The organism is Daejeonella lutea, assembly GCF_900168015.1.
Taxonomy (GTDB): Bacteria; Bacteroidota; Bacteroidia; order Sphingobacteriales; family Sphingobacteriaceae; genus Daejeonella; species Daejeonella lutea.
Genome location: NZ_FUYR01000004.1, coordinates 107208 through 129172, shown reverse-complemented (window position 1 = coordinate 129172; position 21965 = coordinate 107208). Strand labels below are relative to the sequence as shown.

Annotated in this window: 18 protein-coding genes; 8 read left to right on the top strand and 10 right to left on the bottom strand. The window is 43.3% G+C overall.

From position 1 onward, the window contains the following. Nucleotides 1-155: 155 nt before the first annotated feature. From B5X60_RS15755 to B5X60_RS15740, 4 genes are all read right to left on the bottom strand, one after another. A complete protein-coding gene (locus B5X60_RS15755) occupies nucleotides 156-1751 on the bottom strand; it encodes a SusD/RagB family nutrient-binding outer membrane lipoprotein (protein ID WP_079703690.1) in 1596 nt (531 codons plus the stop codon). Between the two features lie 27 nt (nucleotides 1752-1778). Next, nucleotides 1779-5153, bottom strand: a complete 3375-nt coding sequence (locus B5X60_RS15750) for a SusC/RagA family TonB-linked outer membrane protein (RefSeq protein ID WP_079703689.1) — start codon at nucleotides 5151-5153, stop codon at nucleotides 1779-1781. A gap of 111 nt (nucleotides 5154-5264) precedes the next feature. Further along, nucleotides 5265-6452 carry a FecR family protein gene (locus B5X60_RS15745; protein WP_079703688.1) on the bottom strand — a complete coding sequence of 396 codons (1188 nt, stop codon included), beginning with the start codon at nucleotides 6450-6452 and terminating at the stop codon, nucleotides 5265-5267. A gap of 200 nt (nucleotides 6453-6652) precedes the next feature. Further along, on the bottom strand, nucleotides 6653-7228 hold the full coding sequence (locus B5X60_RS15740) for an RNA polymerase sigma factor (RefSeq protein WP_079703687.1): 576 nt from the start codon (nucleotides 7226-7228) through the stop codon (nucleotides 6653-6655). Nucleotides 7229-7601: 373 nt separating this feature from the next. On the opposite strand from B5X60_RS15740, the gene B5X60_RS15735 reads away from it, so the two are divergent. The 3 genes from B5X60_RS15735 to B5X60_RS15725 all read left to right on the top strand — a co-directional run bounded on the left by B5X60_RS15735 (nucleotide 7602) and on the right by B5X60_RS15725 (nucleotide 10442). Continuing rightward, complete coding sequence (locus B5X60_RS15735) at nucleotides 7602-7973, top strand: BlaI/MecI/CopY family transcriptional regulator (protein WP_079703686.1); 372 nt, start codon at nucleotides 7602-7604, stop codon at nucleotides 7971-7973. Nucleotides 7974-7975: 2 nt separating this feature from the next. Continuing rightward, nucleotides 7976-9748 (top strand): M56 family metallopeptidase, encoded by a 1773-nt coding sequence (locus B5X60_RS15730; RefSeq protein WP_079703685.1) that lies wholly within the window; start codon nucleotides 7976-7978, stop codon nucleotides 9746-9748. 253 nt (nucleotides 9749-10001) lie between these two features. Then, nucleotides 10002-10442 (top strand): energy transducer TonB, encoded by a 441-nt coding sequence (locus tag B5X60_RS15725; protein WP_079703684.1) that lies wholly within the window; start codon nucleotides 10002-10004, stop codon nucleotides 10440-10442. A gap of 29 nt (nucleotides 10443-10471) precedes the next feature. On the opposite strand, the gene B5X60_RS15720 is transcribed toward B5X60_RS15725, so the two are convergent. The 5 genes from B5X60_RS15720 to B5X60_RS15700 all read right to left on the bottom strand — a co-directional run bounded on the left by B5X60_RS15720 (nucleotide 10472) and on the right by B5X60_RS15700 (nucleotide 14242). After that, the gene (locus B5X60_RS15720) at nucleotides 10472-10867 is read right to left on the bottom strand and encodes a hypothetical protein (RefSeq protein WP_079703683.1); all 396 of its coding nucleotides are present in this window, start codon (nucleotides 10865-10867) and stop codon (nucleotides 10472-10474) included. A gap of 155 nt (nucleotides 10868-11022) precedes the next feature. Beyond that, nucleotides 11023-11628: an RDD family protein gene (locus tag B5X60_RS15715; RefSeq protein ID WP_079703682.1), complete on the bottom strand. Its 606-nt coding sequence runs from the start codon at nucleotides 11626-11628 to the stop codon at nucleotides 11023-11025. Nucleotides 11629-11698: 70 nt separating this feature from the next. Further along, nucleotides 11699-12640, bottom strand: a complete 942-nt coding sequence (locus B5X60_RS15710; RefSeq protein ID WP_079703681.1) for a LiaF transmembrane domain-containing protein — start codon at nucleotides 12638-12640, stop codon at nucleotides 11699-11701. Nucleotides 12641-12695: 55 nt separating this feature from the next. Further along, nucleotides 12696-13295 (bottom strand): PspC domain-containing protein, encoded by a 600-nt coding sequence (locus tag B5X60_RS15705; protein WP_079703680.1) that lies wholly within the window; start codon nucleotides 13293-13295, stop codon nucleotides 12696-12698. A gap of 245 nt (nucleotides 13296-13540) precedes the next feature. Further along, complete coding sequence (locus tag B5X60_RS15700; RefSeq protein ID WP_079703679.1) at nucleotides 13541-14242, bottom strand: SDR family NAD(P)-dependent oxidoreductase; 702 nt, start codon at nucleotides 14240-14242, stop codon at nucleotides 13541-13543. Between the two features lie 188 nt (nucleotides 14243-14430). Between B5X60_RS15700 and B5X60_RS15695 the strand changes: the two genes are divergently transcribed. From B5X60_RS15695 to msrA, 5 genes are all read left to right on the top strand, one after another. Continuing rightward, nucleotides 14431-15165 carry an MlaE family ABC transporter permease gene (locus tag B5X60_RS15695; RefSeq protein ID WP_079703678.1) on the top strand — a complete coding sequence of 245 codons (735 nt, stop codon included), beginning with the start codon at nucleotides 14431-14433 and terminating at the stop codon, nucleotides 15163-15165. Next, nucleotides 15162-15917, top strand: a complete 756-nt coding sequence (locus B5X60_RS15690; protein ID WP_079703677.1) for an ABC transporter ATP-binding protein — start codon at nucleotides 15162-15164, stop codon at nucleotides 15915-15917. Before B5X60_RS15695 ends, B5X60_RS15690 begins: the two co-directional genes overlap by 4 nt. Nucleotides 15918-15966: 49 nt before the next feature. Further along, the gene (locus tag B5X60_RS15685; RefSeq protein ID WP_079703676.1) at nucleotides 15967-16851 is read left to right on the top strand and encodes a class I SAM-dependent methyltransferase; all 885 of its coding nucleotides are present in this window, start codon (nucleotides 15967-15969) and stop codon (nucleotides 16849-16851) included. 193 nt (nucleotides 16852-17044) lie between these two features. Beyond that, nucleotides 17045-18097: a hypothetical protein gene (locus B5X60_RS15680; RefSeq protein ID WP_079703740.1), complete on the top strand. Its 1053-nt coding sequence runs from the start codon at nucleotides 17045-17047 to the stop codon at nucleotides 18095-18097. A gap of 267 nt (nucleotides 18098-18364) precedes the next feature. Next, nucleotides 18365-18892 (top strand): peptide-methionine (S)-S-oxide reductase MsrA, encoded by a 528-nt coding sequence (gene msrA, locus B5X60_RS15675; protein ID WP_079703675.1) that lies wholly within the window; start codon nucleotides 18365-18367, stop codon nucleotides 18890-18892. A 75-nt stretch (nucleotides 18893-18967) separates the two neighbouring features. On the opposite strand, the gene B5X60_RS15670 is transcribed toward msrA, so the two are convergent. Next, nucleotides 18968-21847 carry a DNA gyrase/topoisomerase IV subunit A gene (locus tag B5X60_RS15670; RefSeq protein WP_079703674.1) on the bottom strand — a complete coding sequence of 960 codons (2880 nt, stop codon included), beginning with the start codon at nucleotides 21845-21847 and terminating at the stop codon, nucleotides 18968-18970. Nucleotides 21848-21965 lie beyond the last annotated feature (118 nt).

Here is a 21965-nt window from a genome sequence, read left to right as displayed (position 1 = left end):
ACTCCATCTTCAGAAATTATTCTTCCCCGGTTCAGCCACCGCTACCAAAAAAAATAAACCCGACTCGCAAACGGAGCCGGGTTCATAACACTTAACACAAAAGATAATCCAGACTCGACCAGCCCGCCCGGGGCGGACCGATCTCGTCATCTGGATTAATTCGTTGGTACGGGGTAGCTGGCAAGAGGCTTTTTGTCCCACCAAACCCTTGTTTTCATATCGTCAGGCCCACCTAAGAGGTTCAGTGCCCCATCATAAGCCACTTTATTTGTTGTCACCTCAGACGGAGCATAAATCACTCTTCTGGCAAGCTCGGTACGTGCAAGTCCAACGTTATCCGAACCGAGCAGCGCATAGCCGCGCGGATAACCGGTCCGGCGTCGTTCCGCCCAGGCCTCATAGCCATCAGGATATAAAGCGATCCATTTTTGAGTAATGATCTGTTCCAATTGTCTTTCAAAACTGCCAGCTGAATTATACAATACCGGCACATCATTCATCGCTGGCGAATTCCATTTATCGGGTAAAGCCATCGGTGTGGAAGTGCTTGTTTGATATGCGGTGATCTGTGCACCAGTAGCTGTAGGTACGTTCTGCGTAATCGAAAGCGCAATTCCAGAGTTATAAAAGCTCTCCGCTGTACCGCCCATATTCCATCCTCTAAGAGCACCTTCTGCACGCAGAAATGCCACTTCTGAAGCTGTAAGTATTACAGTCGGGTTAGTAGTGCCCGGGCGCGGCGGGTTACCAAGCCATTGCGGCCCGACAAAAGAATTGGCCGGAGCTAACGTAGAACCTCTGTCTGAAGCCGGCAGCCCGTTGCGTAAAGCCGCATATTGACCGGAACTTACCGCCGGACTATAATACACTGGCAGGCGCGGATCACTATAACCACGCAATGCACTCATTAAGCTGCTGCTTGCACGAAAATCGCCCAGGTAGGTAATGCGTGATAAAATGTTCGTGTTATTGAGTGTTGAAGTCAGGGCAGCATTGTCAGCATTTGTAAGAATTAATCCATCAGCGACGGCTTTCTCGGCTTCTGTTTTAGCCTTTGCTGCATCCACATAAGCCAGGCGCATAGCAAGCCGTAAACGCAGGGAATTAGCAAATTTTAACCACCTGGCTGAATTCCCCTGGTAAACCTGGTCATTGGTGCCAAATGCATAACCAGTTGTACCAGATTTCAAAACGGCAACCGCTTCATCCAATGTCTTAAAGAAATCGGTGTAAATATCCTTTTGATCATCAAAAGGAACGCTGGTTTCCTGGTTTCCAAATTTAGAGTAGATAATAGGGCCGAAATAATCGGTCATGCGATGATAGATCTGCACCCGCCAAACCTTTGCGATGGCATTCGCTAGTGTCATCTTATTTTCAGCCGTGACTTTTTCTGTAGTCAGCTGCATTAATGCAGGATTACTGTAAAAATCTCTCCAGAACAGGTCTACCCAGGTACCATTAGGAGTGTACCTCTCCGTACTGAAATTTGCCACGGTACTGGTAAAGTATTGTGCATAAAGATCGGCATGGAGATTTTGTTCTACCTGAACATAGGTCGCGCCCAATCCATAATATTGAGCATAGCCAAAGGCCTGACCTACAGTCGCACCGTCAATCTTATCATCCGACAATAAGTTGCCAGGAGTATTAATTTCGTCGAACTTATCAGTACATCCCGTAAACAGCATAACCAGTATGAGTACCTTAGTAACGAGCGGGAGTCGGTAACTATTTAAAATCTTTTTCATCGTCTTATATTTTAAGATAGTAATGAGTTAAAAGTTAAATCTCAGGCTTGCCCCGTACGAACGTGTAGTTGGGGGAGCAAAAGACTGGAAACCTTCCGAGATCGTTGAAACACCTTCGGTGAAATCAGGATCAATATTGGAATCCTTTCTATACAGGAAAAACAGGTTACGTCCTACCAGTGACAAATCAACCGATGATACGGGAAGGCTTTTAAATATGGTTTTCGGTAAAGTATAGGTAATACTCATTTCGCGCATCCGGGTATTGGTAGCGCTCCGTGTGAATACTTCTCCTACCGGGGCTGTTCTAGCGCCCATTCCCCGCCACAACGCTTCGGCAGTTACTGGTGTGCTGTTAGGAGTACCGTCGGCTTTTATCGCAGTGTAATCTGAAAAAATGTTTTGTCCAAAGATCAGGCCTCCTGTACGCCCGGGAACTGTTTCCTCTACCAGGCCGGCACCGTATAGAATTGCATCTGTAAATGATGCAACAGCTCCGCCCTGCTTATGAGTGATAACAAAGTTAGCGCTCAGATTTTTAAATCGCAGCGAACTGGACAAACCTCCGACCCATTTTGGATTGATATTCCCTAGTAAAACCGTGCGGCCTGCAGTAAAAGTTGGCAAACCGTTGGCTGCGACAATTACTCGTCCCTGTGCATCGCGCGCGAAACCTTTTCCGTAGATCAGACCAAATGGCTTACCCTCTTCCAATACGAACTCACGCATATACGAATCACTTCCCAAAACCAGTCGTGGCAGACTCGATGAAAGCTTCTTAACCGTGTTGCGATTGACAGCGTAGTTGAAATTAAGATCCCAGTTGAAATTCGTTGTTTTAACTGGCGTAGTTGTCAATATCGCCTCAATACCTGTGTTCTCCACATCTCCGCCGTTTGAGAAGAAAAAAGCTGCACCTGAACCCACTGGCAGCGCCTGGCGGAAAAGCTGGTCATTCGTGTTTGTTTTATAAAGCGTCAAATCAAGTCCGATTCGGCTGTCCAGCATTCCCAGTTCCACCCCTAACTCAGTTGAGGTTGTTCTTTCAGGCTTGAGTTCGGTATTAGGAAGTGTAGAGTCTAGTAATATATATCCAAGTGATCCACCCGCAATGCTTCTGGCTGTCCGCTGAAGCAGGTAGGGCTGTGCACCGTTACCCACCTGTGTCCAGGATGCCCTAAGTTTCAGGTAGTTCAGAGTTTCCGGTAATTTAAAAAGTTCAGAAAGAACGGCACTAACTCCAGCTGCCGGATAAAAATATGAACGATTAGCTGAAGGTAGCGTCGAATTCCAGTCGTTTCGCGCACTTATATCTAAAAACAAAGCATCTTTCCAACCAAAAACTCCGTTTCCGTAAACTGATTGCGTTTCGAACTCACTGAGGCCATTTGCACCAGTTGGCAGACTGGTATTACTTATCGCAAACAAATTAGGCACGTTCAGGGCGGAACCGGTTGAAGAACTTACTGAGGTACTGCTGTTATTACGAATCTCTGCTCCAAGATTTGCCTGGATCGAGAAGTTGGGGTTCATTTGCTTGTTAAATCCTAAAAGCAAATCACCTATTGCCTGCTGAGATTCGCCCGCTCCTAATGCATACCTTCCGGATGGATCGCGGAACGTACCATTGTAAGATTTCTCCTCATTTCCGGTCGATTCGCCGTCGTATGACCCGCGCACCATTAATTTAAGATAGTCGGTAAAGCGATAGGTCAAAGCCGTCATAGCGATCAGACGGTTGGATTTGGTATATTTTAGATTCCTATACATGGCCCAATACGGGTTAGCCGCTGTTACTGCCCCATCTGACCAGTAATTTTGCCGGGCTACACCGGTAGCAGGGTTGATGAACTCATAATCTGCAAGGTCCTGCTGGCGGATGTTCGGCGGCATGGTATAGATGTGGCGAACCGGGTTAAAGCTTGACTCGCCTTCAGCGATCTGGTTATCAATGTTCTGCCTGGCATAGTCGAGCTTGCCGTCAATACTGAACTTCTTCGATATCTGGTTAGTGATCCGGAGTGCAATATTGTGCCGCTGAAGTGCGTTGTTAGGCACTATCCCATCGGCGTTCGTATAAGTATAATTGAAGGCCGTCTGCGTTTTTTCGTTTCCTGCACTTACGGTAAGGTTAGTAGCAGAATTATGACCCCGCTGAAATAAACCTTCCCGAACGCCTGGTTGCCCTGAAAAGGCGTAAGTCTGACCCGCTGCCGCCGGATTCAGTGACCATGTTGCCACCTGCGCACCGTCGAGTGCCGGACCCCAGGCATCTTCTGAAGCTCTGTTGTATATTCCTCCCGCACCTTGACCATAAGAATACTGGAATGGAATGGATTGGACAGCGTCCATAGCCATATATGTCGTATTCAGTCCTACATTTACCCCTTGTTTTCCTTTCTTGGTTTCGATAACAATTACACCATTCTGGCCGGAACTGCCGTAGAGGGCCGATGCATTTGCACCTTTTAACACGTTAATAGAAGCAATATTATCCGGATTGATATCGGCTGGGTTACCGCGCACCGGTACGCCATCAATCACATACAAGGGCTGACTATTCCCATTGATCGAGCGGTTACCGCGCAGGATAACCCGTGAAGGAGATCCAACGCCGCTGGAACCTGATCCAATATTCAGACCTGCTACTTTTCCCTGCAATGCGTTAACCACATTCAGGTCGCGCGATTGCGTAAGTTCTTCCACACTCACCGATTGAGTACTGTACGTCAGGGTTTTTTTCTGACGCTCAAGGCCAAGGGCTGTGACAACAACCACTTCGTTTATTGCCATCGCAGCTTCCTTTAGGGTAATATCAATCACCGTGCGGTTATTAACCGGAACTTCCTGAGTTGCAAACCCGATATAGGTAAATATGAGTGTACTTGTCTCAGGCACCGTAATCGAATATGAGCCTGAAGCGTCTGTAGAGATCCCCGCACTGCCATCTTTCACCTTCACACTCACGCCAGGCAGCGGGGTGCCAGTATTATCTGTAACCTTTCCACTTACGCGGATATCTGCCGCCTGAACCTCAGGCCTTTCCAGGTCTTTAATAACCACGGTCTTAAGAAGAATTTCATAAGTTAGGGGCTGCCCATCGAAACAGATTTTTAAAGCATCTTCGATATCAACGTTTTTGATATTGATACTTACCGTTTTTGCGTTCTTAAGGCTTTTGAGATTGTATACGAAATTATAGTCGCTTTGCTGTCTGATGAGTTTCAGAACTGAGACGAGTGTAGCGTCGTTCTTTGCGAGTGTGATTTTCTGGGCATAACCTGCAGCATTTACCTGCATCAGTCCGGCTATGAGTAAAATCATGGTAAGTTTCATCACTAAAAGAAATTTATAATACAGGCGACAACGCTCGCCTGAAAAGCCAGTTGGATTAAATTTCATACTTTTGTTATTTGAGTTAATTAATACTTATCCTGAGTTTTAATGAGATGCTCAATTTGCCAGGGGCGCTCCAACGCTCCTGGTTTTTTCTCATTATGAATGTGGTAGTGTTTATTTCATAACGATTATTCTCCTTCCTTTGCCAGAGTCATCACCCTGTACAATTTTAAAATGAATAGTTCCGGTTACTTCCAATATTTTTAGGACCTGCGAGACGTTTTCAAACCTTGACACAGTACCTCCAAATTTTTCTTCAATATCACGGTCCTGGTAAACTACTTCGACTCCATACCATCGGGAGATTTTCCGCATTATGCTGTGAATCTCTTCGTTATCAAACATGAAAAGCCCGTTTTTCCAGGAAATTGCTTCCTCGAGATCTACTTCGGCAATGTGCATATTTCCTTTTGTACGTGACAAGCGGTTCTGTTGTCCAGGTTTTATGGTATTATTTTCAGTCCCGGAAGATATTTTTACTGAACCTTCTACAACTGTGGTTTTAACTAATGATTCATCGCGATAAGCGTTGACATTAAAATGGGTCCCAAGAACTTCAATCAGCTGATTATCACTTTTTACACGAAATGGGCGTTTTCTGTCTTTTGCCACTTCGAAATAAGCTTCGCCTTCTATTTCTACCAGGCGTTCATTCGCGGTGAAGGCTGTAGGGAATTTAATGGAGGAACCTGCGTTAAGCCAAACCTTGGTCTCATCCGAGAGAACGACCTGGTATTGACCACTGGCGGGCGTTCTAATCGTATTAAACTCAAGCACTTTGGCTGATTCGGAAGCTCCGTTATTAACTTTATAAATCAGCTGCCCGTCTTTATTCTTGTTTACTGAAATGTTGCCCTGTGTGGTGAGCGTGCCATCAGCTGCGTTATCCAGAATGATTTGCGTGCCATCGGCTAGCGTCAGAATCGCTTTGTTTCCACCGGGTAGTATATCATTCAAGACCGGCTTTTCTTTTTTGGCTGCCAGAACAGGTACTGGATCTGCCTGCAAAGAATAAAAATAAACTGCAACTGAAACAATCATTATGACCGCTGCTGCCAGGCTCCATTTCATCAGGTATTTTGTTCTCCGCATCCCGGAACGCTCAACTTCCGAAATTTTGTTGAGTGCCCGGGTGTAGAGTTTGCTTTTTACCTCTTCCCGTATCCCCATTTTGTCTTCATCCCATGAGATCTCATTCTCCTGGAAAGAATCATAATAGTTTAACAGATATTCTTCCTCCTCCGGACTAGCCGTGCCTGAAAGATATTTGTCAACTAAAATTTTAAACTCCTTATTATCCATGTTCTGATGTATGTGTTGTCGAAGGGTGATTACCCCCAAATACAGCTGAAGTTTTTTAGCGTTCTTTAGACTTTTTATTCAGAAAAATTGGGCTCTTAAAACTGATCGGGTTGGCAGTTCTTGTAGGTAAAACTGCACAAGGAATTTTCAGACAAATAGAGAAACTTCACAAAAGCATTATGGAATTCCGGGGTAGATTATCAGCTGCCCAAAAAGTTTAATAACAGCAACCACACCATCACTTCATGCATTGCAGATCTAAGTCTACGCAAAGCAATCGTTAATTGATTTTCCACTGTTTTCGGGGAAAGTCCCAGGCGGTAAGCAATTTCTTTTGTACTAAGATGATCCTTACGGCTGAGGGTGAAAATTTCCCGGCATTTTGCGGGTAATTCTGCAACTCCTGCTTCAAGAAGTTTTTGAATATCTTTTTCAAGTATCAGATTATCTGCATCACTTATTGTTTCGCTATCATCAGTTTCCAGCGATTCAACCCTCATGGCAGAACGAACCGATTTAAAGATCTGGTATCTTACACATGCATACAGGTAAGCCTTAAGGCTAGCGATATTATTCGCGGCCCGTTTAGTCCATAATTGAACGATAATTTCCTGGACAATATCCTCGCATTGATATCTGTCGCGAAGGACCTTATAGGCCTGCAGATATAATTTCGACCAGTATCTGTCATATATAGCAGCAAGAGCATTCTCATCTCCTGCCTGAAGAAGTTCAAGCAGCATTTGATCATCCAGTTTGCTGTATGTGCTGATCATAGTTAACGAAAGCCCCTCGGGCAATTTTAATATTATTTTAAGCTAAACCAACCTGCCATCTCCGTAATACCAAGAAAACGGTTACGTACCCGAATATGTGAATAAAAAGTTGTTTTTCCAAAAAATCTAAGCATTAGATGATTATATTTACTTAAAGACCAGCCGAATAGCTTAATATCCCAATTGGATAAAAAAAGTATTGTCCCATATTTCACCTTGATAAGGCGCAAACCGCAAATCGCTTCGATATACCATTATAATCATAAAAAAAATAAAATAAACTAACGAAATAGTTGTATAACTAAAAAATTAGTTTTACCTTGGTGTTATCATTTCAGATCAGTTATATATTAAGCTTAGAAACAGAATTAACATGGAGATCAAAGAACTAACAAAAGCAGAAGAACAGATCATGCAGGTATTGTGGGATCTGGAAAAAGGATTTGTGAAAGATGTTGTCGATCAGCTTCCGGAACCGAAGCCTGCTTACAATACCGTATCAACAATCATCCGCATACTGGAAACAAAGGGTTTTATCGATCATGAGGCATTTGGGAAGAGCCACCGCTATTTCCCTCTTGTCAGTATCGAGGAATACCGAAGCTTTGCGACGGAAAAACTGCTCAATGGGTATTTCGACAATTCGGTAGAGAACATGTTTTCCTTCTTCGTGAAAGAGAAAAAGCTCGACCTCAAGGAAGCAGATGAGATCCTAAAACTGATTGAGAAACTCAAAAAACCCTGACCATGAACGGCCTGAACTACCTACTCCAGACCAACCTGTACTTGCTGCTCTTCATGGGCTTCTACGTACTGGTATTAAGGAATGAAACCTTCTTCAGACAGAACCGCTTCTTCCTGAACACGAGCATTTTTTTATCGTTCCTCATTCCCTTCATCAATTCGGATTGGTTTCGGGATCTCTTCATCACACAGAAAGTGCGGGAAGCGGCGATTATGCCTTCGCGGATGATCTATGAGACCGTAATTGTTGGTATAGATGAAGAGGCTTCTGCACCTACCGCTGCTGACCTAATCTTCTGGACATATGTGGTCGGAGCAAGCCTGTTGACCATCCGATTTTTAATCCGGCTTGCAATGCTAAAATCCAGCCTGAAAACAGAAAAAGGCTCAGCTTTTTCATTCTTCAAAACTCTTGTGGTCGACCGCAGTATGCCCAAAGCTGATACTATTATTGATCATGAGAAAGTGCATATGCGCCAGTGGCATTCTGCCGATATAATCTTCATTGAGCTTGCCGCGATCATTAACTGGTTTAACCCGGTGATGTATCTCTATAAAAAGGAAATCAGGCATATCCATGAATTTATAGCGGATGAAGAAGCGGCAACATTAATGCAGAGCAAATCGGATTACGCCTTGCTGCTGCTCAGCAATACCCTGGGAGTAGACCCAGTTCATCTCAGTAATAACTTTTTCAATAAGTCACTTTTAAAAAGACGAATCATGATGCTACATAAAAACAGATCACGCAGCACCGGGCTTTGGAAGTACGGTTTTTCTGCACCCTTATTTATGCTGATGCTGATCGTGTCGGCGGCAACGGTACAATCTGAAGAGGTACGGCCAGTTGCTGAGAGGATTTTGAGTCCCCTGACTCCGGAAACCAGCGAAAAAATTATTTCGGCGCTCGAACTCAATAAACCTTCTCGCCCTGATGACATAAAACCAAATGACCTTGTTAGAGTTTCCGAGACAGCTTCGGCCACGACACCGCCCGATTTTGCATCCCTAAAAAAGCATTTTATGCGCACGGTAAAGTATCCTGCAACAGCTAGGGAAAGTAGAACTCAAGGTTTTGTAGTCGCGACTTTTACAGTGCAAAATAAAGAAATAACCGGAGCAAATATTGTTAGAGGCTTACAAACAGACGCAAATGGCGAGGTATTAAAAACTATAACATCATTCCGTAGCTCGTTGGAGGTACCTGATGACACCTACACTTTGGCCGTTAAATACTATTTCGCTGGAAGCAACACACCCGCTGAGTTTGTCCCTGATAATAAAATCAAGAATTACATCGGTCAAATTGCCGTCCAGGCCTACCATCCAGATTCGACAAAGAAGGTTTCCGGAGCAAACCCAACAAATGCAGTCGGATTGAATGAGGTTGTTGTAAACGATGATAATTCGATAAAAGACTTTGCAAGTGTTGAAGTACTTCCGGAGTTTGAAGGAGGGATGAACGGTTGGGCGAGATATCTGCAGGCAAACTTAAAGTACCCGCAACAAGCACGAGATAAAAAAACTACTGGCCGGGTTATTTTGGCGTTCGTCGCAGAAAAGGATGGCACCCTGTCCGATATTAAAGTACTGAGAGGTTTAGGCGATGGGCTTGATGAAGAGGCGGTTAGGGTGGTAAAAAACAGCCCGAAATGGAAACCGGGATTATCAAACGGCAGACCAGCCCGAGTAGCCTACACCATGCCAATTTTCTTCCAGCTGGCTGAAAAAACTGACGAGAAGAAACCTTCGGAGCCTGTACAACCTAAACCATGACGATGAACGGGCTGAACTATCTTCCCAAGGAAAGTTTGAAATGTGCCTCAGTGTAAACCTAGAATGATAAATAGTAGCCTGTCATTATAGGTAATAAACTATCAATATGTTTCAACCCACAAAAATCACCATCGTTTTTAACTATTTAACCAGCGGGGAGATCTGCAAAGATTTTCGCTCTGGTTTTTTACTGACTTAGTTTGTGGAATTATCTGCCTGAAAGCATCCAATCAAGTAAAACGTCCTACAAACAATGAGGGCATTCTCCAACTTTATCATATTTGCATGGATTCTGTTATTTCCTTTGAGTTCAGGGGCACAGGTCGCTAAGACGGCAACCGATAAAGGCACTTCATTTTTGCCCAGATCGGGTACTAGTTTGTTTGAGTGTCCAATCGAAGTTCCGCCTGAGTATCCAAATGGAATGCGCGGCTGGCAGGCATATCTTAAGGCTAATCTTAGGTACCCTCCAGAAGCAAGCAAAAACCAGATCCAAGGCAGGGTTATCATCAGCTTTTTTGTGAACAGACTTGGTGAAATAAAGGATATTCGTGTACTCAGGGGTCTTGGATATGGTACTGATGAAGAAGCTATCCGGCTGTTTAAAGAGAGTCCTAACTGGAAGCCAGCTATTAGACAGGGAAAGCCCATTGACACGACGTATACCATGCCAGTATTCTTCCGGTTTAACTAAAAGCTCCCAGGTGCGAAGTGGTGTTGAATTTAGGAAGGATCAACTGGTTCTGAATATTTTGCTTTGTGGTGAGCAATACCTTTTCTCGACTTTCTAAAGGCCACGAAATACTGCAGCATCGCCACTCCCAGGTATGCAAAAGGCAAGGCTTTTTTGCCCATATGAAAATAGTCGTACGCAACTGCCAGCGACAATGTTCCTTCGATGACAAAAAATACCCCATCAATCCAGGGATACTTTTTTTCTAAAACAGGATGTAAAATCGCAAGTGTAATAAATATTAAGCCTGCAATCAGAAAAAACACAAATGGGCCATGACCTGTTTCATATTTCTCCCATGCATGGATCAGAATGATAAAGCCAAAGACAATATGTATGACCCGGTTCCGTTTTTCAGAGTTTTTTACAAATCGATTAAGTATCATTCGGCTAAAACCTTAAAAGTTTTATATGCTAGGTTGGGTGGATAATTGTAGCTAGTAAGATATGAACTTTCCCCAATAAATATCAATAAAGGTGTATCATTTGAAACGTCCGTCAGAAAGTTTATTCCATTGATATACTGCTTGTCAAGTTAAACCTAAATGAGTCGATCCTTAATCACCAGTGTCCCTCCTATTTTGTCATGAATGCACTGCTGACGTTTGTCAAAGAAGCCAAAAGCGTATCCAAGTCCCAGAGTTGCTACGCAGATAAGTTTTGATAAGTTTCTTACGGCCGACTGGCCAAGGGATATCGGAAGCCCCGATTCATCAGTTACTTTCAACCCCATAAGGAATTTGCCGTATGTTCCCTGCCGAAATGAGGCCTCGCTAAATATACTGTATATCATTTTGGCAATGGGAATGATCGCGAGTCCGGAAAGTGCGACGATGATCCTCTGATCTCTTTCGCCGATAAAAAGCACAACAATGGTAGCCATTACGCAGTATATAGCAAAAATGATAAAGTAATCAATAATGATTGCCAGCAGTCGAACGTCGAGGGAAGCGAAATACTGCGGCTTTCTGACCTGAGCCTTAATTCCAAGCAGTTCGCAGAGTTCGGGAATCTCATGGGCTTCTTTGTAGTCGTCCATTTCTTCTGTTTTCACAAACGTCCCAGGCCTGATTTTCAGCTCCTTCAATTGCTCAAGCGAATACGGTCCTTCAGGCTTTCCTTTTACTACGACAATATATCCTTTCATTTCTCCTTATACGCAAAACGGAAGCTCCCGTTGATCCGGGAAGCTTCCGCCTCAGCTGTAACAAATATATTTAATACTTTCTTACTTCGAATGAAGATAATCCACCTTTCAGGTTAATGTTTACTTTATTCGCTGCAGAGTCGTAGTTGCTCGATTTATACGTACCATCAGCTTGTTTGGAAAATCCACTAAAGTCTTTAGATGATAATCCGCTGTCTACAACGATGCGCGTTCCTGACTCTTTTGGCACTTCAATCTCCACACTCGCCACGCCGGTTTCTACGGTAATCTCTGTAAGTGGTAATTTAGTTCCCACCTTTGCCTGGAAAGATGCAGCACCGCCTTCAAAACGCAGGTTGCGAACCTTGAAGTTCTCCAAATTGAAGTTAGTTTCGCCAGCACCCATCTCAACCGTGATGTCCCATATTGGATTTGAATTTAACCGAAGGCGAGTATCGTTAGTCTCGATATCATCCATCTTTAAACCACGTCCGTTCTTATCTCTCTTCCGGAAGTTCAGAACGTCTACTGAATCAAGAACTGTTTTCTCCAGCGAGTAGCCCCCTGTCGATTCGTTTACGTCCGCCTGAAAGAGCATCGAAGTAGTGTCCTTAAGCTCGTACCCTGTAGCGCTACCCTGAATATTTAAGGTTGCGGATTTTGAACCGGTATAAGGTTCTGTAAAAACACTGGCGTTGCTCCAGTTTACATTTTTATCCCTGCGGCTCTCATTAAATTTAAAGTGCAGCCAGCCACGGTCTTCTCGTGGAATTGAGCCCTGGTACCCTATGAAAACAAGCACCAGAACTGTGATTGTCGCCGCAGCTATTGGACCCGTTGTGTTATTTGCAAATCTGCTTAGCAGCATGTTGGCACCTATCAGGATGAAGATAATTGGCCAAAAGCGCCACACTGATCCCCAATAAAAATTAATCACATTAAAGTTATCGAGCATGAACACTGTACCTACGAAGATGAAGATCAGGCCCCAAATTATTTTTTCGGTTTTCATAATTTTATATTTCTAGTTTGCTTATAAAATGAGAGCAGCAAGCTGCTCCCGATTTTTATGCTTCTTTTTTTGAATTTTCGTCAGCAATGATAGTAACTTCTTCAGTATTCGAAGCATTTGATTGCTGCGCCGCATCATTAGCTGCCTGATTTGCTGCCTGCTGCTCTTTCCATTCTTCCTTCCAGGTTTTTTTATTGGCGTTAGTGATCATAACGATTCCTGGGATTATGAATACAAGGGGCCATAACTTGTGGAACTCAAACCAGTATGGCACAAAGTGGAACTCATCCATAAGGAAGAATGCGCCGAAGATTACGAATATGATCCCCATTACTACGCCGCCATTTCCGGATTTCTTCTTTTTAGGGTAAGGAATCCCCGCAAACGCCGGATCATTTATTGGACCAATTGGGCCGGCCGCATTGTCATAAACTTTATAATCAGCCGTGTATTGTCCGTAGTTTGGAACGTAAGGCTTAACCGGTACAGCTATCCAAAGCACGATGTAGGCCAATACTCCTGATAATCCAGCCAAGACAGCCAGTACAAAAGCGATACGGATCCAGGTTACATCCACATCAAAGTATTCTGCAAGTCCGGCGCAAACTCCTGCTACCGATTTTTCCTGCTCGTTCCGTTGTAGTTTCTTTTCCATGTTCAAAGCGTTTTTTGTTAGTGATTTGTTGTTTAGTGTTTAGTTGTTCGTTTAAGTTGTACTTCTGGGGATTACCTTCCCTTTGACAAATCAAAACTACTTCAAGAATTTCTTCTCCAAAACATCAAATAGGCAGGGTATGGTAAGTTCTCGGTAAAAGAAGGTAAAATGTCGGTGAAACTGTGAGCCAGGAATCAAGAACCAGGAATCAAGACTTTCTGCATAGCGAAACAAAAATATTCTGATTAGATTTCGCCCTGTAATGGCCTAATAACAATCTCATCCACATTGGCGCCTGCACTCATCGAAAGGCAGTTTAAAACAGCATTTGCGACGTCTCGAGGCAGCACGAAGCGTTCAGGCGGCAGCGTTGTGCCAGACCATGAATCAGTTAGCGTTGCACCTGGCAGTACCGCGGTTACCTTTATCCCTGAATGTATCAATTCTTCTCTCAGAAGCTTTGTCAGAGTAAGTAATGCGGACTTCGTGATGCTGTAGGACGCACAAGCGGTAAGTGGTGTCAGCGATGCAATGGAGCAAATATTGAAGATGTGGCCGCCTTTTTTCGGAACCAGATTCTTAACAAAAAATTTCGAGAGATAATGAGGAGTATAGACATTCACTTTCATTTGTCTTGATAGTGTTTTGTCGTCTTCCTGCATCAAACCTGATGGGATAAATAAGCCGGCATTATTAATAAGTACATCCGCGTTCTTCAAGTTTGCTTGTACAAATGCAGCGAAACCGGCTACATCTACCTCTACTTCCAGGTCTGCTGCCTGCCCAAAAAATTTAAGAGCAGGATGCTTTTCGCGAAGCTCCTTAACAAAAGTTTCTATCTCAGCACTATTTCTCGCACACAAAGCGACATTAAAATTGTTAGCAGCTAGGAGTTCGACTAATGCCTTGCCGATTCCTTTTGTTGCACCGGTTACGATTGCGTTCATTGGCTAAAAATAGTAAAGAATAAAGAATAAACCTGCGAACCCGCAGGCAGCGAATACAGGCAGTCCGATTCACATCGGCGTTATTCTCTGAGTAGCCTCCGATTCGCGTCCTTAATCCTTGCTCTTTGTTCTTTGCTCCAGCATTTTTGTATTATTATTGTATATTCTTTTAAATTAATCCGATCCAAATGATATTTCACCCTCTAGGTAAATATATATTATTATTAAAAGCTGTATTCCGAAGACCTGAGAAATGGAATATTTACAGAAGAGAGATCTTCCACGAAATGAACTCCATCGGTGTGGGGTCCTTAGGGATTATAGCCATTATATCGGTCTTTCTAGGGGCGGTAACTACCGTTCAAACCGCATTCCAACTTGTCAGTGATTTGATTCCGAAGTCCGTAATTGGAAGTATTGTTCGCGACTCGTCCATCCTTGAATTAAGTCCTACAATCTCTGCTATTGTACTAGCAGGTAAAGTTGGATCAAGCGTTGCTTCGCAAATCGGGACGATGAGGGTTACTGAACAAATTGACGCATTGGAAATTATGGGTATTAACTCCCCTGGTTATCTCATTCTGCCAAAGATCATTGGCGGCATAGTTACCATACCCATGCTGGTGATAATTTCAATTGGGCTAAGTATTTTTGGGGGTTATCTTGCAGGTACTGCTTCAGGAGCTGTAACAGCCCAGGATTTTATTACAGGAATAACAACTGATTTCAACCCGTTCACGTTTACTGTATCTATGGTGAAAGCTGTAATTTTTGCTTTTATTATTACATCCGTATCTGCATACCAGGGGTTTTATACCGATGGGGGTGCGCTTGAAGTGGGACAATCAAGCACCAAAGCAGTTGTGATCAGCTGTATTGCTATTCTTTTTGCTGATTATGTTATTGCCCAGTTGCTGTTATGATAGAGGTAAAAAATATCCATAAAACCTTTGGAGAAAATCACGTCTTAAAGGGAATATCTGCTGACTTTAAAGAAGGTATGTGTAACCTGATCATCGGAGGATCAGGTTCGGGAAAAACTACACTTTTAAAATGCATGGTCGGACTTCACGAACCCGAAGAAGGCTCCGTGATCTATGATGGTCGTGATTTTACCAGGATGAATTTTGAAACGCGCATCGAGATCAGGACGGAAATTGGTATGCTTTTCCAGGGTTCCGCACTATTTGATTCGATGAATGTTGAAGAGAACATTATGTTTCCCTTAAATATGTTCACCGATCAACATCGCAAAGAAAAACTCGAGCGCGTAAACTTCTGCCTGGAGCGTGTAAATCTGGCCGGCAAGAACAAATTATTTCCTGCAGAGTTGTCGGGAGGTATGAAAAAGCGTGTGGGTATCGCGCGTGCCATCGCCATGAACCCGAAATACCTTTTCGTGGATGAGCCGAATTCCGGCCTTGATCCGAAGACGTCCATTGTAATTGACGATCTGATCCAGGAATTAACAGAAGAATATAAAACAACGACGATCGTGGTAACGCACGACATGAACTCTGTGATGGGTATTGGAGAAAATATAATATTCCTCCACCAGGGCGAGAAATGGTGGGAAGGATCTAATAAAGAGATCTCGGATACCGATAATGAAGAATTAAACGAGTTCGTTTTCGCCAGCAAATTCATGCGGGCACTGCAAAAGAATAAAAAATAAAAATCAACTCAGTAGAGACCTGATCGGCCTTGCGGGTAATTTATCATCAATGATCCAATTATTAACTCCTTCAAATTTCAAAGATTACGAGCTCATCGACTGTGGTGATTTTGAAAAATTAGAGCGCTTCGGCAATGTCATACTGATCCGGCCTGAGCCCCAGGCTGTATGGGCAAAGGGTCTCAAGGAAAGTGAATGGACCAAACAGCATCACATCCGTTTTAAGGGCCGCTCTGCAACATCCGGTGAATGGATCAAAAAAGATTTAAAGACCCCAGACAGATGGCACATTAAATACCAGAATGGTGACATTACTCTCCAATTCCGGTTGGCTATGACCTCATTCAAGCATCTGGGAATTTTCCCTGAGCAAGCAGTTAATTGGGATTATATAATCAAAAGTATCAAATCATTTAAAACCCCTCAGCCCAAGGTTCTTAATTTGTTTGCCTATACCGGGGGCGCTTCTCTTGCGGCCCGGGCTGCTGGTGCAGAAACTACCCATGTGGATTCTATCAAGCAGGTGGTGAGCTGGGCAAACGAAAACCAGACCTTATCCGGACTTGATAACATACGCTGGACCGTAGAAGATGCTTTGAAATTTGTTAAAAGGGAGGTAAAGCGCGGCAAAAAATATAACGGAATCATTTTGGATCCACCGGCATACGGACACGGTCCGAATGGTGAAAAATGGAAGCTTGAGGATAATATACAGGAGATGATGCAGGATGTGGTGGCGCTATTAGATGAAAACGAGCACTTTTTAATCCTGAACACATATTCTCTTGGCTTTTCATCCGTTATAGTTGATAACCTTATCCGTTCTTCCTTTCCGGGCGTAAAAAATCTCGAATCGGGTGAACTTTATTTGCAGGCTACATCGGGATGCAAATTACCTTTGGGGGTATTCGGCAAATTTTTTAAAGGGGCCTAAAGAATTTAAAATTAACTTGTTATTCAATTTTATCTAAGCTATTTTGCTGCAATAATTCCCCTAACCATCCAATCCGCTTCTTTTGAACTCCAAAATGGGGTAATACTAGAATTTTGTGAGGATGAACAGATCAGTTAAAACAAACACCTAATGATATGGTTCTGTATGGGGCCGTGATAAGTAAAACCACATGATGAATTTAAAACAGATTACATTAATTATTGGCGTTGCAGTTAGCGCAAGCTTTGCAGGATGTTCAGAAACAGGCACAAAAGCTTCAGAAAAAGCTGTTGCCAAAGATTCAACAAAAACAGAAGAAGCAGAAAGTGAGTTAAAAGCCACGTCCAGTGAATATCCGCCAATTGACACGGCAGCATATAATAAAAAACTCAAGCAACTGGCAAACGGTGATACAACAGGTAAATGGCCTGTAAAAAATCAGCCCTACCCCCTGCCGGGAGCAATTCTTCCATTTAAACGGGTAGTTACTTATTATGGAAACCTATACTCCAAAAAAATGGGAGCTCTGGGTGAATATGCTCCAAAAGAAATGCTGCGTATGCTATATGCTGAAGTTGCTAAATGGGAAAAAATAGACCCTTCGACTCCTGTTCAGCCGGCTTTACATTATATAGCCGTTGTGGCAGCCGGCGACCCTGGAAAAGATGGAAAATATCGGAACAGGATGCCTGATAAGCAAATTGACTCGGTTTTCAAAATTGCTTCGATGAAGAAAGACATGATCGTATTCCTGGACATCCAGGTTGCTTTAAGCACGATCAGAGAAGAACTACCCCGTCTGGAAAAATACCTGAAAAGACCAAATGTCCATTTAGGTATCGACCCGGAATTCTCGATGAAGGGTGGCGTTTTACCAGGCAGAAAAATCGGTACATACGATGCCTCTGAGATCAATTATGTTTCGGATTATCTGGCAAAATTAGTTCGGGATAATAATCTGCCACCAAAAATATTTGTGGTTCACCGCTTCACAGGAAAGATGGTTACGAATTACAAAAGCATCAAGTTAAGACCTGAGGTGCAGGTTGTAATGCATATGGATGGATGGGGCGAGCCTGAACTAAAATTGGGCACGCATCGCTATTTCATTTATAACGAGCCGGTGCAATTTACAGGGTTTAAACTTTTCTACAAAAATGACCTTAAAAAAGCTCCGAACCGTTTAATGACGCCAGCCGAATTAATGAAATTGAAACCGCAGCCGAGTTATATTCAGTACCAGTAAACGGTTGACAGTTGACGGTTGACGGTTGAGAGTTGAGAGTGGAGAGTGGAGAGTGGAGAGTGGAGAGTAGGGGCTAGGTAATCAGTATCGAGTACTACCTTACTATAACACGGTGTCTAGATAACCGATTTGCCCTGATCACTGATTACTGATAACCGATTACTGACCACTGATTACCGATTACTGGTTACTAGCTACTGATAACAGACCATTCGTCCTCAAAAGGATCACTCTTAATCATTAATCCCAACTAACAAGAAAGAAACAATGGAGCAAGCAATATTTGGCGGAGGCTGTTTCTGGTGTACAGAAGCAGTTTTCCAAAACCTTAAGGGGGTAACAAAGGTAGTTTCGGGTTATATGGGCGGGCACACCAAAAATCCGACTTATAAAGATATCTGTAATGGCGATACCGGGCACGCGGAAATTATCCAGATCGAGTATGATGAAAACGAGATTAGCTTCGAGGAATTAATGCTTGTTTTCTTTAAAACGCACGATCCGACGACCTTAAATCGGCAGGGTAATGATGCTGGAACCCAGTATCGATCTGTTATATTCTATGATACCCAGGAGCAAAAGGCTGCAGCAGAGAGCATGATCGATAAACTTGAGAAAGATATGGTGTTCGATCGTCCAATCGTAACAGAGATCACTCCAATATCTGAATTCTACGCTGCAGAAGACTACCATCAGAATTACTACAATAACAACCCGGATCAGGGATATTGCGCCTATGTTATCCAGCCCAAACTGGCGAAGTTCACGAAGGAGTTTGGGAGTAAAATAAAATAGGTGAAAGAGGAAAGTTGAGAGGGGAAACCCACTTGATGCAGAGTGCACTTTCACTTTTCAACTTTCAACTCTCACCTAAAAAAGTCCCAACTGCCCCTTATCATCGATATCGAGGTCGTCAGGATTGGTGATCTCAAAATCAATCTTTTTGGCAGGTTTTTGTTCTTCCTGAGTTTTAACAGGCTCTTCTGGCTTAGGTTCTTCCGGGGGCGAAACCGACTCTTCGACTTCAGAAGTTTCTCCAGGTTGCGCTACTTGAGCTGAGGAAGTATCCTCAGCCTGAATTGTATCAGTCCCGACCGTTTGATCAAAACCTTCTACCAGATCGATCCCCATTGAAGAGACAGGTGTTGCGGTATGTACACCGGGCAGTTCATCCTCTTCATCCTCGGTACCTTTAGAAATTGGATCAGATATAATCACTTCCTCTACTTCCAACTCTGATGGAGCGATGAGCTCAACCGACTTCACTTCATGTGGTGAAAGACGGTTGCCCTGAGCTTTCATCCCCTTTACCTCAATTGCCTCCGAAAGATCCATTTCGAGGGTTTCTGTGATTTTTGTTTTACCTTTTAAAAGTTCTACAAGCACTTTCGGTTTTTGCAGCCCGGTGAGTAAAATTAATTTGGAGCCGCTTTCCTCACTTATTACACTCAGCTTCTTACCTATAGATGCATTTTCAAAAACAAATCGTTTCAAATAATGGCTTCCGGATTTTCCTTCAAGGTACACGACGGTAAAAACCTTGTCCGGATTATACTTTTCAATCAGGATAAGGTGGTCGTCAAAATGATTGCTAAGTTCAAAGCTGCTTAGCTCATAAACCCCATTTTTGTCGACCGTTAATACTCTATCGTCGCCATCAAACTCACCCAGATATTTTCCGCGTGAATCAACATTCAACCGTTTTAAGATCTCATCGTACCAGATCTTACGCCCGGAAAGGGTGGAAACCCCCTTACTCTTCAGTACAACTTTTTTAACCGGATATTTCGTTACGATGTTACCCATCGAGCTCCGACCTTTGATCACATGCTCTGCAAAATCAATATCGAATTGTAATTTTTTAAGCTTGGAATGGGGCTTCAACTGCACGTTTACAATTTCTGCCTCGCCATTGGGATTTGGGGTGAAATAAAGAATTTTTGAGCCTTTGGTTCCTTTGGTAAGGTCATATTCTTTTTCGCGCGTAACACCAAGCACAGAAAACCGTTTGATATAGGAAGTGCCGCTTTCACCATCCCGGTAGATCATATTATAGACCGTACGCTCGTCGTTCTTTTTAAATACCTGTGCATGTAAAATACCTTTGCCAACAAAAGTCTTCTCGGCAACTTTCGATACATTGAACTTACCGTCCTCCCTAAATACAATGATCTCATCCAGGTCAGAGCAATCACACACAAATTCGTCCTTGCGCAAGCCGGTCCCTACAAATCCATCTTCGCGGTTCATGTAGAGCTTAACGTTCGCTAACGCAACTTTTGATGCTTCAACCCTATCAAACTGTCTGATCTCTGTTTTGCGTTCTCTGCCGGGTCCGTATTTCTGCTTAAGCTTCTCAAACCATGCAATCGCATAGTCTGTCAAATGCTTCAGGTGTTTATTTACTTCTTTAATATCATTTTCGAGCGACTTGAGCTGCTCATCCGATTTTTTGAGATCGAAACGTGTAATGCTGCTCATTGGCTTATCAATAAGTTTCTTATAATCTTCGGGAAGAATAGCCCGGTAAAACTGCGGGAAGAACGGCTCAAACAATTTATCGAGGACTTCGACAACCGTCTCGAAATTTCCTGAGCTTTCATATTCAGGATTCTTGTACATACCTTCCTGAATAAATATCTTCAGCAGGGAACTGAAGAATATCTTTTCCTTCAGGTCGGCAAGTTTGATTTCAAGTTCCTGCTTGAGCAGGTTTTTTGTATGATGAGTACTTTCGATCAGGATATCGTTCACACTCATAAAGTAGGGTTTGTCACCCTTTATAATACATGTGTTTGGTGATATCGAAACTTCACAATCCGTGAAAGCATATAAGGCATCGATTGTTACATCAGGAGAAATACCCGGAGCAAGGTGAATGATGATCTCAACACTTTTAGCCGTATTGTCTTCGATCTTTTTGATCTTGATCTTCCCCTTATCATTCGCGGAAATAACACTATCAATCAGGCCTCCTGTTGTAGTTGTATAGGGAATTTCAGTTATTGCTAAAGTTTTCTTGTCCCGCTCAACAATCTTCGCACGAACGCGTACCTTACCGCCCCGCATTCCTTCATTGTAATTGCTGAAATCGGCCATACCGCCCATTTGAAAATCAGGCAGGAGGTCTGGCCGATTTCCTTTTAGAACTTCGATAGAACTATCAATAAGCTCCACGAAATTGTGAGGCATAATCTTCGTTGCCAAGCCCACAGCGATACCATCGGCACCCTGGGCTAAGAGCAAAGGAAATTTAACAGGGAGAGTAACAGGCTCCTTGTTTCGCCCGTCATAACTTGATTGCCACTCGGTTGTATCTGGGTTAAAAACAACCTCGAGGGCAAATTTAGAAAGGCGTGCTTCAATGTATCGGGGTGCTGCTGCTGAATCACCGGTAATAGGATCTCCCCAGTTACCCTGAGTATCGATCAGGAGGTTTTTTTGACCGATCTGCACCATTGCATCTCCTATTGATGCATCACCATGGGGATGATACTTCATGGTGTTCCCAATGACATTTGCCGCTTTATTAAAGCGTCCATCATCCATTTCCTTGAGAGAGTGAAGAATACGGCGCTGCACAGGCTTTAAACCATCGTGAATATGAGGAACAGCACGATCGAGGATTACGTAGGATGCGTAATCTAAGAACCAGTTTTCATATAAACCTGAAAGGGAGATTGCATTATGAACAGCTTCATCACCGGCAGGCGTGTTTTCTGCACCTGTATTTTCTATTTCTTCGCTCATATTTCTATAGGATGGTAAATATAAGTGATACTTGGAAATTGTTAGTATGAAGTTTTACACAGGTCCAAAGTAGGATGCATAGGATGATAGGATGTGTAGGATTTTTGACTGAAAACCC

Bases quoted from the DNA above. Each gene is read 5' to 3' on its own strand.
- B5X60_RS15755 (WP_079703690.1), bottom strand. From the start codon at position 1,751: ATGAAAAAGATTTTAAATAGTTACCGACTCCCGCTCGTTACTAAGGTA.
- B5X60_RS15750 (WP_079703689.1), bottom strand. From the start codon at position 5,153: ATGAAATTTAATCCAACTGGCTTTTCAGGCGAGCGTTGTCGCCTGTAT.
- B5X60_RS15745 (WP_079703688.1), bottom strand. From the start codon at position 6,452: ATGGATAATAAGGAGTTTAAAATTTTAGTTGACAAATATCTTTCAGGC.
- B5X60_RS15740 (WP_079703687.1), bottom strand. From the start codon at position 7,228: ATGATCAGCACATACAGCAAACTGGATGATCAAATGCTGCTTGAACTT.
- B5X60_RS15735 (WP_079703686.1), top strand. From the start codon at position 7,602: ATGGAGATCAAAGAACTAACAAAAGCAGAAGAACAGATCATGCAGGTA.
- B5X60_RS15730 (WP_079703685.1), top strand. From the start codon at position 7,976: ATGAACGGCCTGAACTACCTACTCCAGACCAACCTGTACTTGCTGCTC.
- B5X60_RS15725 (WP_079703684.1), top strand. From the start codon at position 10,002: ATGAGGGCATTCTCCAACTTTATCATATTTGCATGGATTCTGTTATTT.
- B5X60_RS15720 (WP_079703683.1), bottom strand. From the start codon at position 10,867: ATGATACTTAATCGATTTGTAAAAAACTCTGAAAAACGGAACCGGGTC.
- B5X60_RS15715 (WP_079703682.1), bottom strand. From the start codon at position 11,628: ATGAAAGGATATATTGTCGTAGTAAAAGGAAAGCCTGAAGGACCGTAT.
- B5X60_RS15710 (WP_079703681.1), bottom strand. From the start codon at position 12,640: ATGAAAACCGAAAAAATAATTTGGGGCCTGATCTTCATCTTCGTAGGT.
- B5X60_RS15705 (WP_079703680.1), bottom strand. From the start codon at position 13,295: ATGGAAAAGAAACTACAACGGAACGAGCAGGAAAAATCGGTAGCAGGA.
- B5X60_RS15700 (WP_079703679.1), bottom strand. From the start codon at position 14,242: ATGAACGCAATCGTAACCGGTGCAACAAAAGGAATCGGCAAGGCATTA.
- B5X60_RS15695 (WP_079703678.1), top strand. From the start codon at position 14,431: ATGATATTTCACCCTCTAGGTAAATATATATTATTATTAAAAGCTGTA.
- B5X60_RS15690 (WP_079703677.1), top strand. From the start codon at position 15,162: ATGATAGAGGTAAAAAATATCCATAAAACCTTTGGAGAAAATCACGTC.
- B5X60_RS15685 (WP_079703676.1), top strand. From the start codon at position 15,967: ATGATCCAATTATTAACTCCTTCAAATTTCAAAGATTACGAGCTCATC.
- B5X60_RS15680 (WP_079703740.1), top strand. From the start codon at position 17,045: ATGAATTTAAAACAGATTACATTAATTATTGGCGTTGCAGTTAGCGCA.
- msrA (WP_079703675.1), top strand. From the start codon at position 18,365: ATGGAGCAAGCAATATTTGGCGGAGGCTGTTTCTGGTGTACAGAAGCA.
- B5X60_RS15670 (WP_079703674.1), bottom strand. From the start codon at position 21,847: ATGAGCGAAGAAATAGAAAATACAGGTGCAGAAAACACGCCTGCCGGT.